Source organism: Pseudoxanthomonas dokdonensis (genome assembly GCF_001431405.1).
Lineage (GTDB): Bacteria > Pseudomonadota > Gammaproteobacteria > Xanthomonadales > Xanthomonadaceae > Pseudoxanthomonas_A > Pseudoxanthomonas_A dokdonensis.
Map to the genome: position 1 here is coordinate 243,204 of NZ_LDJL01000004.1, position 14,741 is coordinate 257,944.

The window sequence follows — 14,741 nt, forward strand, 5'->3', positions numbered from 1 at the left end:
GTGGACGTGGGGGCGGGATCAGGCGGGGCGGCATCAGCCATCCGCGACAGCGGATCAATCAGGCGCACGCCGGCGGCCAACGTGTGGCCTCAGGCGGCCACGTCCTGGATGTCCCGTGCATGCATGTCGGCACTGTCGAGCAGGGTTTCGATGTCGAGCAGGATCAGCATTCGATCGTCAATCGAGCCGATGCCGGAGATGAAGCGGGTATCGACCTGGGCACCGAACTCCGGCGTCGGCCGGATCTGTTCGGCCGACAGCGGTACCACGTCCGACACGCTGTCGACGACGATGCCGACCACGCGATCTTCGACGTTCAGCACGATCATCACCGTGAACGCGTCATAGCGCGCTTCGGCCAGGCGCAGTTTCAGCCGCAGGTCAATCACCGGCACGATGGTGCCACGCAGGTTGATCACGCCCTTGATGTAGTCGGGGGCGTCCGGCAGCCGGGTCACCGCGTCGTAGCCGCGGATCTCCTGCACCTTGAGGATGTCCACGCCGTAGTGTTCCTGGCCCAGGGTGAAGCTGAGGAACTCGTCGGCCGCGGTCGTGTTGCTGCTCATTGCATATGCTCCTGTGGCGTTGCGTCCAGGCGGGCGCGCGTACTTGGCGCGGCCGTCTGTCGGATGGCGGTGGCGGGCGCGTCGCAGGCGCGCGCCGTGTGCTCATGGAACGGTATCGACGCCGGCGATGGAATCTTTAGCGCGGCGGTAATGGCCGCCGGCGGGGCCGTGTGGCTCATACCAGGCCCTGCCGGCGCGCGGTGCGCAACCGTTCCATACGGAAGATGTAGCGCTGGATCAGGCGGTCGGCGCCGTGTGGCAGGCGCAGGAACGCGCAGCCGGCACGCCACGATTCCTGGCCGTTGGCCAGCTTCTGCCGGAACAGGTTGCGGACCTGCAGCTGGATCGGCAGCGGTTCGCTGTCCGGCAATTGCAGGCTGCAGGATTCGAAGGCGTTCAGCGGCCGGAACCCGGGCTGGTCGTCCGGCGCGACCACGGCGATGCCGCCTGCGCTGATGTCCAGCACGCGCAGGTCGCGGCGGCTGATGACCCCGTGGCGATCGCTGAAATCGACGGTGCAGGTCAGCGGCTGGGTCAGCGGCACTGGCAGTCGGTAGTACTCGCGCCGCTGCAGTTGCAGCAGCTGCGAGGGCGCGGCGGCGACAAACGCCGGCTGTCCGGCCAGGGTCTGCAGGCGCAGGCCCTGCAGGCGGAACTGCACGTGCACCTTGTCCAGTTGCGACACGCAGGTCAGATGGCTGCATTGCTGGACCGCGCTGTTCAGGGCTTCGTTGACGCTGGCATCGATGACCACGCTGCCGGTGTCTGCCGAATACTCCAGCAACGCGGTCGGGAAGCTCAGGTTACGCGGCGAAATCCAGGCACTGATCAGCGCCTGGCGCTCGATCAGCGCGTTCAGCACCGGCCCGACTTTGCGCTGGCCACGCAGCAGGTACTTCTCGTCCTCTTCGTAGCGTACCGGTGGTGGATTGGCGCTGACGGCTGATTCGGACATACGCTCGGCTGCGGTTGCGGGAACAGGCGCATCGCGGCGCCCGGGATATATATCGCGCCGTCGCCGGAAAACTTTAGCGTCAGGCCCGGCCTGTGCTGACGGACGCTGAAGTTCTTCAGGTCCTTGGTCGGGCACTATCCGGCGCGGTTTCGTGCGTCGCCTTCCCATGCCTGACGCGAGACAGACCAATGTCACATTACAACTCGTTTGATTGACCCTGCGACGGCGCGCCGCCTACGCTGCCGTGGATCTCACGGAAAGCGCTTTGGCGTTCACAGGAGGTGTCGATGTACTTCACTTGCAGGTGGCCGCTGATGCTGGTCCTGGCAGCGCTGGCCACCATTCCCGGCTGCGCGCCGGCCAAGTCACCGGAACAACGTTTGCAGGAGGAGCTGGTTTATATGGAATACGCTCAGGAACCCCTGATCATCAACCGGGATGAGGATGGCTATGCCTATACCAATGCGCCGCAGGAGACCTGGCTGGGTCCACACCGGTTCATGATTCCGGCCAATTATTTCAGCAGCCAGATAGGTCCGGATTTCCAGGGCGGGGTGACGATGGAACTGGAATGGCCGGCGCTCAAGCCCTTGCCACCGGGCCGGCGGCGGGTGATGAGCATGCCGGAGTTCTATGCCTTGGTCCAGGCGGGTTTGACCTATGTCGACAAACTGCCCTGGTATGAATCGATGGAGGCCGGGGTCAGTCCGCCGGATGACGACCCCATCAGCCGCCAGAACCCAGCCCGCCAGATCTCTCATCGGACCCGCGATGAAGAGGATGCCTATGGCCTGCAGCGCTGGATTGTCAGCGAAGCTGACCGCCGCCGTTATCTGGAGCTTATCAAAGACCAGCAGCCGCGCCGCTATGGGCTGCCAGCCCGGCAGGATACCCCGGACTGGTATCTGCGCCGCGATGCGCAGGGTCATCTGACAACGCATATCGTCTGTGACAATCGTGGACTGCCGGACGGGGTAAAGATTGAAGGTGAGCGGGTCGACGACGACCCGGCTTATTCGCGCAGCACGTCCTGCACTCACTATTTCGCCATTCCCAAGTACAGGACGCTGGTCACCGTTGACTACACCCGGGTGCTGTTGAAAGACTGGCAGCGCATCGAGGACACCATCCGCGCCAATCTGGACCGTTATTACGTCGGTGAAGGCGAGGGCTGGAAGCACTGGAGCCAGCGATGAGCGGATTGACGCAGAAAGATTTGAAGATTCTGCATGGCTACGCGAAGTGCGGGAACCGCGAGTTGTACTTGAACTGCTCCGCTGCCCAACACTGATGGCCATCACACGGCGCTTGCCCCATTGCATTGTCGATGACACGACAGACTTACAGGAAAAATGGATGTTCAACACCCGCACACATCTGATCGGTCTGGTATTGACCGTGCTGACCACCATTCCCGGCTGCGCGCCGGCCAAGTCACCGGAACAACGTTTGCAGGAGGAGCTGGTTTATATGGAATACGCTCAGGAACCCCTGATCATCAACCGGGATGAGGATGGCTATGCCTATACCAATGCGCCGCAGGAGACCTGGCTGGGTCCACACCGGTTCATGATTCCGGCCAATTATTTCAGCAGCCAGATAGGTCCGGATTTCCAGGGTGGGGTGACGATGGAACTGGAATGGCCACAGCTCAAACCCCTGCCACCGGGCCGGCGACGGGTGATGAGCATGCCGGAGTTCTATGCCTTGGTACGAGCCAGTCTGGACTATGTGGACAAGCTGCCCTGGTATGAATCACTGGAGGCTGGGGTCAGTCCGCCGGATGACGACCCCATCAGCCGGCAGGATCCGGACCGCCAGATCTCCCATCGGACACGCGACGAGGAGGTTTTTTATGGACTGCAACGCTGGTATGTCAGCGAGGCCGACCGTCGCCGCTACCAGGAGCTCACCCAAGGCCAGGATCAGATCACTTATGGGCTACCGGCACGGCGGGACATCCAGGACTGGTATCTGCGTCGTGATGCGCAAGGGCATCTGCTGACCCGGATCAAGTGTGAGTCGAGAGCACTGCCGGACGGGGTGAAGATTGAGGGTGACCGCATTGTCGCTGACCCGGCTTATTCGCGCAGCACGTCCTGCGACCATGCGTTCGCCATTCCCAAATACAAGACCTTGGTGTATGTGGGTTACAACCGGGTGCTGCTGAAGGACTGGCAGCGCATCGAGGACACCATCCGCGCCAATCTGGACCGTTATTACGTCGGTGAAGGCGAGGGCTGGAAGCACTGGAGCCAGCGATGAGCGGGCTGACGGAACAGAATCTGAAGATTCTGCATGGCTACGCGAAGAACGGAAACCGTGAGTTGTACTGGAACTACCTGGCGCAGTTGCCGGGCAATGATGGCTATGGGCTGCTGGCGCTGGGGGTGGTGCGCAATGACAATATGCCCGGTGCGGTCGCCAACCAGTACGCGCAGCTGCATGTCCACGACCATGGCGGCCACCAGCTGAGCGAACGCGAGTGGGAGAAGTTCGGCATCGACCTGATTCGTCAGGACTATGCATTGCGCGAAAAACAACTCAATGACAAGCATGACCCACAAGCGGCCCTGAATCTGCCAGTCAAGCTGGTGCAGGAGGCTCATGACAAGAGCTTTCAAAACGCCGGCCTTGACCCCGATGCCTGGACGCCACGCGTGTTGCTGGAAGCGGCATGGAAGAAAGATGGCGAGCCGGCCGCCGAGCGCATCTGGTCGCAGATGCTGGACAACCAGCGCCTGGGCCTGGATCGTGCCTTGCACACCGGCGTCGAGATCGGCCGCTATCTGCCGGCTGAACGTGCTGCCAGCTACCTCGGCAAGCTGAGCCTGGCCAGCGCCCTGGCCGCCGAGAGTCTGGACAACGTCGATCCGGAACGCATTGGCAGCAAGCATTTCTACTATCAGTTCGAAGCACGCGACAATCTGTGGTATTCGGTGCGCACAGGCAATGGCAGCGTTGCGGTCGGGCCGCAGATTCGTCAGGTGACCGACACGCAGACGCTGCAGGACCTGGAGGATATCCGTCAACTGCGACTGCAACGGCAGCACAAGGCCAGCCAGTTCCAGCCCGACGACCCGTATCGGGATATCGCCAGCAGCCCGCGCACGCTGGCGCAGCAATCGCTGCCGGTGCCGGGTCTGCAGTTGCCTGCCAGCCTGGCCGACCCCAGCCATCCGGGCCACGGCAGTTTTGCTTGTGCCTTGCATAAAGTGCGACAGCTCGATGCCGAACTGGGCATTGCCTCGGGTGCCAGCAGTGAGCGACTGGCAGCAGCGCTGGCGGTCAAGGGCCAGCAGGACGGCTTCCATCCGGCCAATGTGCACCTGCGCATGGGCGCGCAGGGCATCGTCCATATCCGTCATCGCCCCGGTAGCGTCTATGAACCGGAGCAGCAGCATACGCTGGACACCACCGATGCACTGGCGCGGTCGATGGAGCAACACGCCAACACCTGGGCTGGCAACCGGTCACCACATTATCTGAGTCAGGCGCCGGCCGCCGAACGCACGATCGAACACCAGCAACTGCTGCAGCAGTTGTCGGCTGCCGACCGCGAACTGTTTGATGGCTACCGTAGCCAGATGCCCGCCCATCTGGGCGATGAGGTGGTATTTAATGCGATGCTGGCTGGTCGCGAGCACGGCCGTATCCATCGACGCGAGCAACTGGGACAGGTCAGCATGCTGGGTGACGCTATCAGCATCGAAGGTACTGGCGGCTATTTGCATCCCTGGACCCGGGTCGAGATGGCCGCTCCGGTCCCGGCGATGCGCGACAGCCTCGAGCACAACCAGCAGTTGAACCAGCAACAACTTCTGCAGGCCGAACAGCGCGAACTGCACCAGCAGCAGCGGCGCGGCATGCAGCTGGCGTGAGGTGAGCGCGTGAACTGCCCGACCGGATTGCTGGGACTCGGCCCAGGCACGGTTTGACGGCAGGGCCCGGCGCATTGCAATGAGCGCGCTGGCCTGGGTTGAGCGATGCCCTGAGTTGGGACTGGAACGCCAAAAAGGACGCCGCGAGCGGCGTCCCTTGACCATCAGCCGTGCTGGCTCAGAACTCCTGCCACTCGCTGTCTTCGACCGCGGCTGCGGCGCTGGTGCGGCGTGCGGCTGGCTTGGCTGGACGCGGCGGGGCAGGGCGCGCCGCCGGTTTGGTCCTGGGCTGCATCAATGCAGTCACCGCTGCCGGCAATGCCAATGTGGCCGGTGCTGCCGCCGCCTCGTCGTCGGCGTGTTTTCGCAGGACGAACAGGGCCACCGTATCGGCCAGCTCGCCGGCCTGTTCTTCCATGCTGCGTGCGGCGGCGGAGGCTTCCTCGACCAGCGCGGCGTTCTGCTGGGTGGTCTCGTCCATCTGGGTGATGGTCTGGTTGACCTGCTCGATGCCGGCCGACTGCTCCTGCGAGGCGGCCGAGATTTCGGCCATGATGTCGGTCACCCGCTGCACACTGGCGACGATTTCGCCCATCGTCTGGCCGGCCTGGTTGACCAGTGCCGAACCATCGCTGACCTTGCCGACCGAGGTTTCAATCAGGCCCTTGATTTCCTTGGCCGCGTTGGCGCTGCGCTGGGCCAGGGTGCGCACTTCGCTGGCAACCACGGCAAAGCCGCGGCCCTGTTCGCCGGCGCGGGCGGCTTCGACCGCTGCGTTCAGGGCCAGGATGTTGGTCTGGAAGGCGATGCCGTCGATGACCGAGATGATGTCGGCAATCTTGCGCGAGGACTGTTCGATGTCGCGCATGGTGGTGACGACCTGGCCGACCACCTCGCCGCCCTGCGAGGCGACCGAGGCCGCGCCGATGGCCAGCTGGTTGGCCTGGCGGGCCGATTCGGCGTTCTGGCGCACGGTGGAGGTCAGTTCCTCCATCGAGGCGGCGGTTTCTTCCAGGTTGGCGGCCTGCTGTTCGGTACGCCGCGACAGGTCGGCGTTGCCGGAGGCGATTTCGCCGGCGGCGGTGTTGATGTTGACCGAGGCGCCCTTGATGCGGCTGACGATGTCGGTGAGCTGGGCGACGGTGGCGTTGGCATCGTCGCGCATGCGGGCGAACACGCCGTGGAACTCGCCCTGCATGCGGGCGGTCAGGTCGCCGCGGGCGATGGCCTGCAGCACCACCGAGGCTTCGGACAGGTTTTCGTCGGTGACCTCCATCAGCTGGTTGATGCCATCGACCATGTCGCGGAATTCGTACTGGTACTGGTCGACATCGCCACGCTGGCTGAAGTCGCCATCGGCGGCGGCACTGGCCAGGCGCTTGATTTCGGTATTGATGGCGGCCAAGTTGCGCTTGGTGGTGGCCATCGCTTCGGTGATCACCGCCTTCTCGCCCGGCAGTTGGTCCATGTCCGGTGACAGGTCGCCGATGGCGTAGCGCTTCATGATATCGACCGCACGCATCTTGACCCCGATGTGCTGGGCGACCAGGGCGTTGGTCTCGCGGACCATGCGGCCGTACTCGCCGGGGAACCGGCTGTCATCGATGCGATAGCTGATGGTGCCCCGGTCGTGCTGGACGGCCATTTCCGACAGGCCTTCGATCACGTGCTGGATCTGGGCCTGCATGCGCTGGGTGGCATCCAGCATCTGGCCCAGTTCATCCTTGCCGCAGGCGCCGGTGTTGCTGCTCAGATCGCCGACCGCCACCGCCTTGATCGCGCGCACCGCGCGCTCCAGCGGACCGGTGATGGCGCGGGTGATCAGCAGCCCCAGCACAGCGGCCAGCAGCACCGCCGCGGCCAGGCCGATCCACAGCGTGGTCACGGTGCGGTGATAGGCGGCCTTGGACTGGGCGACCTCGCTTGCCAGATGCTTGACGTTGTATTCCGACAGTTCCTTGAGATGGTTGAACAACACCCGGCGCAGCGGCCGTGATTCGTCACTGGAAATGGTGGCGGCGGTGGCGAAATCATCGGCGGCGACCGCGGCCTGCAGCCGCTCATGCGCCTCGAAATAATCCTTGCGGGCCTTGGCCACCTTGTCGTAGATCGCCAGCTCCTGCGGCGAGGATTCGGCCGGGATGGCGTTGTAGGCGGCTTCTTCGGCTTCGATCAGGGCGCGGGTGGCGGCCAGCCGCTTCTGGTAGTCGGCCAGCTCATCGGGCATGCCCTGTTTGGTCAGCATCGACTGCTCGTAAGTGCGGAACTCACCCAGCTGGGCGCGCATCTCGCCCAGGTGCTGGACCGCCGGCATCCAGTTTTCATTGGCGTCGGCAATCTGGTGGTTGGCCACCGACAGTCGCCACAGCGACAGCGCGCCCAGGGCCAGCGTCAGCAATACGGTGGTGGTGAATGCCAGCGCCAGTTTGCGGGCGATGGGCAGGTTATGGAACCAGTTCATCTGAGTGCTCTCCGATCAAGCCTAGAACGCGGTGGCCTGCCTCGCGGGATGGGAGGTGGCTCGCTGTCCAAGCTAGCGGCGCGGTTGCCGCAAACTTGAAAGAAAAACTTCGCGAAAGACACCATTTCCGACCAGCGGATCGCACGGCAGTGATGGCGGTCGGATTTTTGCCGCGACAGCGGAAAGCGCCGCCGGCACGCGATGGCATCCGGCAACGCTGCGGACGCCGGACATGCACACGCGGCGATGGAGTGGGCAGTGCAGCCAGTCACGCAGCAGCCGCCGGCGATGCGCGTTTACCGTTAGAAATGCAGCTGGGCGCGGGCCTGCAGCAGGTTGGGATCGGCCTGCTGGCCACGGCGGCGGGCATCGACGCGGGTGTAATCGACGACGAATTTCAGGTATGCGGTGAGGTACCAGTTGACGCCGACGGTGAAGTTTTTCTCGCGGCCACCGGCAATGCCGTCGGCATCGAGATCCAGATCCGAATAGCGCGCCAGCAGTTCGACCGCGCCACTGTCACGGACTGGCTTGGGATTGCTGGTGTTGGCGCCGGCATAGGGCCGCGATTCACCGGTCAGCAGCCAGCTGCCCATCGCATACCAGCCATCGCTGGCGTAGTCGCGGAAGCCGTCCTGGCGGCGGGTGCGCTGGCGCAGGTATTCGCCCTGCAGTTGCAGCGGTCCGCGCTGCCACAACGCCTCCATGCCCTGGCGCTGGATGTTGTCGACATGCTCGATGACCCCGCTGTCGACCAGTCGCGCGGCGGTCAGGCTGAGCTCGGGCTTGGCCCGCCAGCGGGCGATGCCACTGTCCGGGGTTTCGCGCGAAGCAGACAGGCCCAGGTGCAGTACGTCGCCTTCCTGCTTGCGCGGCGTCCACACCAGCCGGGCGCCGACGGTATCGCCATCGTTGTCGGCGTCGATGTCGGACTTGAAGAAATAGCTGGCGACGGCGAGGAATTGCGGCCGTTCCAACGTCCAGTCGACACCGACCCGGCGATTCTCGAAGAAAGCCTGGGTGACGGTGGAGAATTCCATGAACGGGATGCTGCGCGACGCGGTGTTGCCTTCCAGCCCGACCGTGGTTTTCATCTGGCCGATGCGGACGCGACCCAGGTCGCGTCCGAACATCGCCCTGGTCTCGATGCGCGCGCCGACGTCCAGCCAGCTGTCGGAATTGAAGTCGTAGGTCGCGGCCAGATCCAGCACGCCTGGACGGCTGTAGCGCACGCCCAGTTCGCTGCGACGCCAGTCGTCGTTGTCCTGCAGCGGCGCGCCGGCGGGATAGCCGTGGCCGTCGACGCGGTTGAAGTCATAGGCGGCGGCGCCCATCAGCGACAGGCTGCTGCCATCGTCGAAGCTGGCCTTGGGTGGCCACAGGCTGTCGGCCCGGGCATCGACGGCCAGCGCCAGCAGCAGGGCGGCATGCAACAAGCGGTATTTCATTTTTATTGACCTGCTAAAAGCCGGCACAGCGCGACATTCGCCACTGTGGACAGCAAAGGGAAACAAGGGACGCCCGCCAAAGCGGCTGGCATGCACGCTATCAGGCCGCCTGTGGCTGCCGCAACGAACGCACCAGGCTGCCGACGTCGACAATCAACGCCACCCGGCCATCACCGAGGATGGTGGCACCGGAAATGCCGGGGATGCGCCGGTAATTGTTTTCGATGTTCTTGACCACCACCTGCTGCTGGCCGAGCAGCTCATCCACTTCCAGTGCGATCTTCTGGCCATCGGCCTCCACCACCACGACCAGCGTCTCGCCATCACTGCGAGCGCCGTAGCGGTAGCGCTCGGTCAGCGACAGCAGTGGGATGTATTCGCCACGCACCCGCAGCACGCGACCTTCGCCGCCCATGGTGCGGATGTCCTCGGCTTGCGGCTGCAGTGCTTCCAGCACGTAGGTCAACGGCAGGATCAGGGTTTCCTCGCCGGTGGCCACGGTCATGCCATCGAGGATGGCCAGCGTCAGCGGCAGCCGGATCACTACGCGGGTGCCCTTGCCGAGCGTGCTTTCCAACTGCACTTCACCGCCCAGCGCCTGGATGTTGCGACGGACCACATCCATGCCAACGCCACGGCCGGACAGGTCGGTGACCGCCTCGGCAGTCGAAAAACCGGGCTGGAAAATCAGATCCCAGACCTGCGCGTCGCTCGGGTTTTCCGGCACCGGCAGTCCACGTTCGCTGGCCTTGGCCAGGATCCGCTGGCGATCCAGGCCGCGACCGTCGTCGCTGACTTCGATGACGATGTGGCCACCCTGGTGCGAGGCCGCCAGGGTGATGGTGCCGGCCGCGTCCTTGCCCTGCGCGGTGCGCGCCTCGGGCATTTCCAGACCGTGGTCGATGGCGTTGCGGACCAGGTGCACCAGCGGGTCGGCGACGCGTTCAATCAGGCCCTTGTCCAGTTCGGTGCCTTCGCCGACGGTGCGCAGGCGTACCTGTTTGCCGAGCCGCGCCGACAGATCCCGGACCAGTCGCGGGAAGCGGCGGAACACCGCATCGACCGGCAACATGCGCACGCCGATCACTGCTTCCTGCAGATCGCGGGTATTGCGTTCCAGCAGGTCCAGGCCGGCCAGCAGGCGTTCGCAGCTGCGCTCGTCCAGTCCGTGCGATACCTGCTTCAACATCGCCTGGGTAATCACCAGCTCGCCGACCAGGTTGATCAGACCGTCGATCTTGTCGACCCCGACCCGGATCGAGGTTTCCGCGGCGGTTTCGTTGCCGGTTGCCGCGGCCTCCACCGCAGCCGGTGCCGCCTGGGCGGTGGCCTGCATGATCGCCGCGGGCGCCGGTGCGGTTGGCAGGATCGGCTGGATATCCAGTTCGCAATCGTCCTCGACCCAGGCAAAGGCTTCGTCCAGCGACTCGCGCTTGACCGGCCCCAACAGGCCCAGGTCCCAGGCCAGGTAGGCCTGCAACGGGTCCATGCTGGCGAAGGCGGGCAGGCGATCGAAGCGGCAATCGACCTGCAGCGGCGCCAGGTGTTCCAGTTCGCGCAGGATCCGCAGCGGGTCGTTGCCACTCATGAACAACGATGGCTGCGGAGTAAAGCCGATGCGCCAGCCTTGTGGTTCGGTGGCCGCGCCAGCGCTGCTTTCGCTGCCAGGCGCGCTGGTTTCGCTGCCGCCGGCGTGTCCATGCATGACCGCGTGCAGGCGCTGGTGGATGGCCTGCACCTGGGCAGCATCGGCAGCCTGGCCGGTTTCCAGTTCGGCCAGCAGCATCCGCAACACGTCGACCGAGGCCAGCAATGCATCGACCGCCGCCGCATCGACCGCGCGCTTGCCGGCGCGCACTTCATCGAGCAGGGTTTCCAGCACGTGGGTCAGCCCGGCCATCGCCTCGAAACCGAAGGTGGCGGCGCCACCCTTGATCGAATGCGCGGCCCGGAAGATCGAATTGATCAGTTCACCATCGCGGTTGCCCTGTTCCAGCGACAGCAGACCGGCTTCCATCGATTCCAGGCCTTCGCGGCTTTCCTCGAAAAAGGTGGCGTGGAAGCGTTGCATGTCCATGTTCATTGGCGCGGCACCGTGGGTCGAATGGGCGTGTGTGCGGAGAAGGAAATCAGCCGAGGACTTTCTGGATGGTCGCGACCAGCTGTTCCGGGTTGAACGGCTTGACCAGCCAGCCGGTGGCACCGGCGGCCTTGCCTTCGGACTTCTTGTCGGCGGCCGACTCGGTGGTCAGCATCAGCATCGGCGTGAACTTGTAGTCGGGCAGGCCGCGCAGGTGGCGGATCAGGGTGATGCCGTCCATGTTGGGCATGTTGACGTCGGTGACCACGGCGTTGAATTTCTGGCCCTGGGCGCGCCCCAGCGCGACCTGTCCGTCTTCGGCCTCGTCCACCGCATAGCCGGCCGATGTCAGGGCAAAGGCGACCATCTGTCGCATCGATGCCGAATCGTCCACCACCAGAATACGAGCGCTCATGCAGGGTTCTCCATTGGATGTGTGTTGTTGTTGTCGTTGGCCAGTCCCAGCGACTGGCCCAGGCCGAGCAGGCGCACGGCGTCCAGGAACGAGGCACTGGTGGCGGAGAACCCGGTGTCGCGGCCGGCGCCGCTGCGCTCGCGCACGAACGTGCACAGCACCTGCAGGCTGGCGGTATGCACGCGCTGCACGCTGCCGGCGTCTAGCAGCAGCGGCTCGGCCTGCTCCAGGCGGGCGGCCAGTTGTTGCTTGAGGTCGGTGGCGGTCTCGATGCCGAGATCGGCCGCCAATGGCAATGCACTCATGGTGTCTCCGAAGGTCGGTTCGAGGTCATATCGGCCGTATCGGCCAGGACTTGAGGCCGGCCTGCTCAGGCCAGCAGTTGCGAGGCATCCAGCAGGATCACCGTCTGCCTGCCGAGGCGGGCGACGCCACGGAACAGGTGGTTGCTGATCCGGCAGATGCGCGCGTGATCGGGCGGTTCGATGCTGGCGGCGGCGATGTTGGCGACATCCTCGACCGCGCTGACCTGCAGGCCCAGCACTTCGCCGTTCTCCTCCAGCACCACGATTCGCGAATGACTGTCGACGCTGACCGCGGCGCGGTCCAGGAACAGGCCCATGTCGATCACCGGTACTACCTGTCCACGCAGGTTCATCACCCCGAGCAGATGCCGCGGGCCGCCGCGCAACGGCAGCAGCGTCGAGGGCAATACCACTTCCTGCACTTTCAGCAGTTCCAGCGCGTACTGCTGCTGGTCGCAACGCATCCGCAGCCAGCGCGTGGTCGGTTCGGCCAACGGCCGGAAATGCGCCGAAGCGGCTTCGCCCGGTTGCGGCAACAGCCGCGGCGACAACGCGGCCAGCGCCGGCATCTGTCCGGCCAACAGCGTGCGCGCGGGCAACGCTGCCGGTGGCAGCGGCAGCGGCGCAACGTCGGCGATGGCTGGCGAAACCGGCGGCGCGGATGCAGGCGTCACTTCGGTGATGACAGCCCGCTCGGCGTGGGCTGCCGCCGGCGGCGACGGCGCAGCGGCGGGCGCGGTCGCCGCGGCCGCATCGCCGCTCAGCAGTGCATCCAGATAGTCATCCAGCACCATCGCGTTCATGCGGCCTGTTCCTGCAGTCCGGCGTGGCGGTTGAGCAGCCAGTCCAGTGCCCGCCGATAGGCCGACAGGGCACGACCGGGATAGGCGTTGGGCAGGCTCGATTCGGTCAGTACCTGGATCCGGCACAGGCGGGTGTCATTGGGAATGGCATCGTCCCAGACCCGTTCGCCATGGGCATCCTGCATCGCCTTCAGGGTTTCGTTGCCGGTGCGGGTACGGCGGTCATGCAGGGTCGGCAGCACCGACACCAGCAGCTCGCGCTGGCGTGAGCGTTCGATCATCGCCGCGGTCCGCAACATGCCGTTGAGGCCGTGCAGCGCGAGGGGTTCGGTCTGGGTAGGGATGACCAGATGATCGGCCGCGGCCAATGCATTGACCATCAACAGGCCCAGCGTCGGTGCACAGTCGAACAACACGTGGTCATACGCATGGCCTCCGCGTGCCAGCGCGTTGGACAGGGCAAGGCCCAGTCCCGGCTGGGTCGCGCTGCGCCGTTCGAGCGTGGCCAGCGCGGTCTGCGCCGGCAGATAGGCCAGGTGTTCGATGTCGCTGCTGCGTGCCAACTGCTGCAGCTCACTGTCGGGGCGGTCGAACAGATCCAGCACCCCGGCCGGCGCCGGCTCGGCGGGCAGACCGAAGGCACGCGTCAGCGATGCGTGCGGATCCAGATCCACCAGCAGCACGCGTGCGCCACGGATCGCAAGCGCGCGACCCAGTGCGAGCGTGGTGGTGGTCTTGCCGACCCCACCTTTTTGATTGGCGATGGCCCAGACGCGCATCAGTTGGCTCCTTTGCTCAGGGTAGTGGTGCCGGCCGAAACTGTCGTCGCCGCGGGCGGCGGTGCGGTCTGCAGCGGAGCGACCAGGGTCGGCGCGATCGAAGGCAGCGTGGCAGCGGCAGCTTGCGCGGGCGGCGCGGTGGCGGCCGGGGCCGGTGATGTGGGCGGCGATTGCCCGGCGATCAACGCCGGATCCACCGGCAACGACGGTGATTCGTCGCTGGCGAGGATGATCAGCAGCACCCGGCGATTCTGGTTGCGGCCTTCGACGGTGGCGTTGTCGGCGACCGGGCGGAATTCGCCGTAGCCAATCATCGCCAGCCGTTCCGGGGCCAGCCCTTGCTGGGCGAACATGTGCAGCACGCTGGCCGCGCGCGCCGCCGACAGCTCCCAGTTGGACGGGTACTGATAGGTGGCAATCGGTCGGTTGTCGGTATGGCCTTCGACACGCACGTGGTTGGGCACGTCGGCCAGCACGTTGGACAGTTCGCGCACGGTATCGCGGGCGCTGGGTTCCAGCGTTGCCGAACCGGGGGCGAACAGGATGTCGCTGTTGATCTGCACTTCCAGCCACAACTGCGAGCGGCGCATCACCACCAGATCCTTGTCCAGCAGCGGCTTCAGTGCCTGTTCGATGTCGCCGGCAATCGATTCCAGCTGGCGGTGCGCGCTCTGCATGCCATCGTCGCCGGCACTCATGTTCATCTGCGAGGCCATCGCCGCCAGCAGGGTGACGTTGGGGGCAGGCGAGGGCGCCGAAGGCCCGGCCTTGGCGCCGGAGCGGATCGGCGAAGGTCGGTCGAAGTCGGCGCCCTGCAGCTGGTTGTTGCCGATCTGCACCGGGTTGATGGTCCGTGGCGCGCCACCAAAGGCGGCATTCAGTGCATCGGCCATCACCCGGTACTTGCCTTCGTTGAGGCTGGAGATGGCGTACATCACCACGAAAAACGCCAGCAGCAGCGTCATCAGATCCGCATACGGGATCGCCCATGCTTCGTGGTTGGCATGTTCTTCGTGGTGTTTGCGGCGCGCCATCGGATGCTGCCGCC

The 14,741-nt window shown here is 65.0% G+C and carries 12 protein-coding genes and 1 pseudogene; 3 read left to right on the top strand and 10 right to left on the bottom strand.

Annotated elements, in window-relative coordinates:
- Positions 1-89: 89 nt before the first annotated feature.
- Together ABB29_RS04195 and ABB29_RS04205 are read right to left on the bottom strand one after the other, a co-directional pair.
- Positions 90-566 (bottom strand): chemotaxis protein CheW, encoded by a 477-nt coding sequence (locus ABB29_RS04195; RefSeq protein ID WP_057657353.1) that lies wholly within the window; start codon positions 564-566, stop codon positions 90-92.
- A 175-nt stretch (positions 567-741) separates the two neighbouring features.
- Positions 742-1,521: a flagellar brake protein gene (locus tag ABB29_RS04205; RefSeq protein ID WP_057657355.1), complete on the bottom strand. Its 780-nt coding sequence runs from the start codon at positions 1,519-1,521 to the stop codon at positions 742-744.
- Positions 1,522-1,835: 314 nt separating this feature from the next.
- On the opposite strand from ABB29_RS04205, the gene ABB29_RS04210 reads away from it, so the two are divergent.
- The 3 genes from ABB29_RS04210 to ABB29_RS04220 all read left to right on the top strand — a co-directional run bounded on the left by ABB29_RS04210 (position 1,836) and on the right by ABB29_RS04220 (position 5,402).
- Positions 1,836-2,717, top strand: coding sequence for a hypothetical protein (locus ABB29_RS04210; protein ID WP_057657356.1), 882 nt, complete (start codon positions 1,836-1,838; stop codon positions 2,715-2,717).
- Between the two features lie 160 nt (positions 2,718-2,877).
- Positions 2,878-3,786, top strand: a complete 909-nt coding sequence (locus tag ABB29_RS04215; RefSeq protein WP_057657357.1) for a hypothetical protein — start codon at positions 2,878-2,880, stop codon at positions 3,784-3,786.
- Positions 3,783-5,402: an XVIPCD domain-containing protein gene (locus ABB29_RS04220; protein WP_057657358.1), complete on the top strand. Its 1,620-nt coding sequence runs from the start codon at positions 3,783-3,785 to the stop codon at positions 5,400-5,402. Before ABB29_RS04215 ends, ABB29_RS04220 begins: the two co-directional genes overlap by 4 nt.
- 178 nt (positions 5,403-5,580) lie before the next feature.
- Here the strand turns inward: ABB29_RS04220 and ABB29_RS04225 are convergent, their stop codons facing one another.
- From ABB29_RS04225 to motD, 8 genes and pseudogenes are all read right to left on the bottom strand, one after another.
- Positions 5,581-7,863 carry a methyl-accepting chemotaxis protein gene (locus ABB29_RS04225; protein WP_057657359.1) on the bottom strand — a complete coding sequence of 761 codons (2,283 nt, stop codon included), beginning with the start codon at positions 7,861-7,863 and terminating at the stop codon, positions 5,581-5,583.
- Positions 7,864-8,165: 302 nt separating this feature from the next.
- Positions 8,166-9,311, bottom strand: a complete 1,146-nt coding sequence (locus ABB29_RS04230; RefSeq protein ID WP_083487461.1) for an OprO/OprP family phosphate-selective porin — start codon at positions 9,309-9,311, stop codon at positions 8,166-8,168.
- A gap of 100 nt (positions 9,312-9,411) precedes the next feature.
- Positions 9,412-11,394: a chemotaxis protein CheA gene (locus ABB29_RS04235; protein WP_057657361.1), complete on the bottom strand. Its 1,983-nt coding sequence runs from the start codon at positions 11,392-11,394 to the stop codon at positions 9,412-9,414.
- A gap of 46 nt (positions 11,395-11,440) precedes the next feature.
- Complete coding sequence (locus ABB29_RS04240; RefSeq protein WP_057657362.1) at positions 11,441-11,806, bottom strand: response regulator; 366 nt, start codon at positions 11,804-11,806, stop codon at positions 11,441-11,443.
- Positions 11,803-12,111 (bottom strand): STAS domain-containing protein, encoded by a 309-nt coding sequence (locus ABB29_RS04245; protein WP_057657363.1) that lies wholly within the window; start codon positions 12,109-12,111, stop codon positions 11,803-11,805. Before ABB29_RS04245 ends, ABB29_RS04240 begins: the two co-directional genes overlap by 4 nt.
- Positions 12,112-12,176: 65 nt before the next feature.
- Positions 12,177-12,575, bottom strand: a pseudogene (locus tag ABB29_RS16790) (chemotaxis protein CheW); the annotation flags it as partial.
- Positions 12,576-12,910: 335 nt separating this feature from the next.
- Complete coding sequence (locus tag ABB29_RS04255) at positions 12,911-13,693, bottom strand: ParA family protein (protein WP_057657365.1); 783 nt, start codon at positions 13,691-13,693, stop codon at positions 12,911-12,913.
- On the bottom strand, positions 13,693-14,727 hold the full coding sequence (gene motD, locus ABB29_RS04260) for a flagellar motor protein MotD (RefSeq protein ID WP_057657366.1): 1,035 nt from the start codon (positions 14,725-14,727) through the stop codon (positions 13,693-13,695). Before motD ends, ABB29_RS04255 begins: the two co-directional genes overlap by 1 nt.
- Positions 14,728-14,741 lie beyond the last annotated feature (14 nt).

What these genes read in the sequence shown, in the direction of transcription:
- ABB29_RS04195 (WP_057657353.1), bottom strand. Translation starts at nt 566, where the DNA reads ATGAGCAGCAACACGACCGCGGCCGACGAGTTCCTCAGCTTCACCCTG.
- ABB29_RS04205 (WP_057657355.1), bottom strand. Translation starts at nt 1,521, where the DNA reads ATGTCCGAATCAGCCGTCAGCGCCAATCCACCACCGGTACGCTACGAA.
- ABB29_RS04210 (WP_057657356.1), top strand. Translation starts at nt 1,836, where the DNA reads ATGCTGGTCCTGGCAGCGCTGGCCACCATTCCCGGCTGCGCGCCGGCC.
- ABB29_RS04215 (WP_057657357.1), top strand. Translation starts at nt 2,878, where the DNA reads ATGTTCAACACCCGCACACATCTGATCGGTCTGGTATTGACCGTGCTG.
- ABB29_RS04220 (WP_057657358.1), top strand. Translation starts at nt 3,783, where the DNA reads ATGAGCGGGCTGACGGAACAGAATCTGAAGATTCTGCATGGCTACGCG.
- ABB29_RS04225 (WP_057657359.1), bottom strand. Translation starts at nt 7,863, where the DNA reads ATGAACTGGTTCCATAACCTGCCCATCGCCCGCAAACTGGCGCTGGCA.
- ABB29_RS04230 (WP_083487461.1), bottom strand. Translation starts at nt 9,311, where the DNA reads ATGAAATACCGCTTGTTGCATGCCGCCCTGCTGCTGGCGCTGGCCGTC.
- ABB29_RS04235 (WP_057657361.1), bottom strand. Translation starts at nt 11,394, where the DNA reads ATGAACATGGACATGCAACGCTTCCACGCCACCTTTTTCGAGGAAAGC.
- ABB29_RS04240 (WP_057657362.1), bottom strand. Translation starts at nt 11,806, where the DNA reads ATGAGCGCTCGTATTCTGGTGGTGGACGATTCGGCATCGATGCGACAG.
- ABB29_RS04245 (WP_057657363.1), bottom strand. Translation starts at nt 12,111, where the DNA reads ATGAGTGCATTGCCATTGGCGGCCGATCTCGGCATCGAGACCGCCACC.
- ABB29_RS04255 (WP_057657365.1), bottom strand. Translation starts at nt 13,693, where the DNA reads ATGCGCGTCTGGGCCATCGCCAATCAAAAAGGTGGGGTCGGCAAGACC.
- motD (WP_057657366.1), bottom strand. Translation starts at nt 14,727, where the DNA reads ATGGCGCGCCGCAAACACCACGAAGAACATGCCAACCACGAAGCATGG.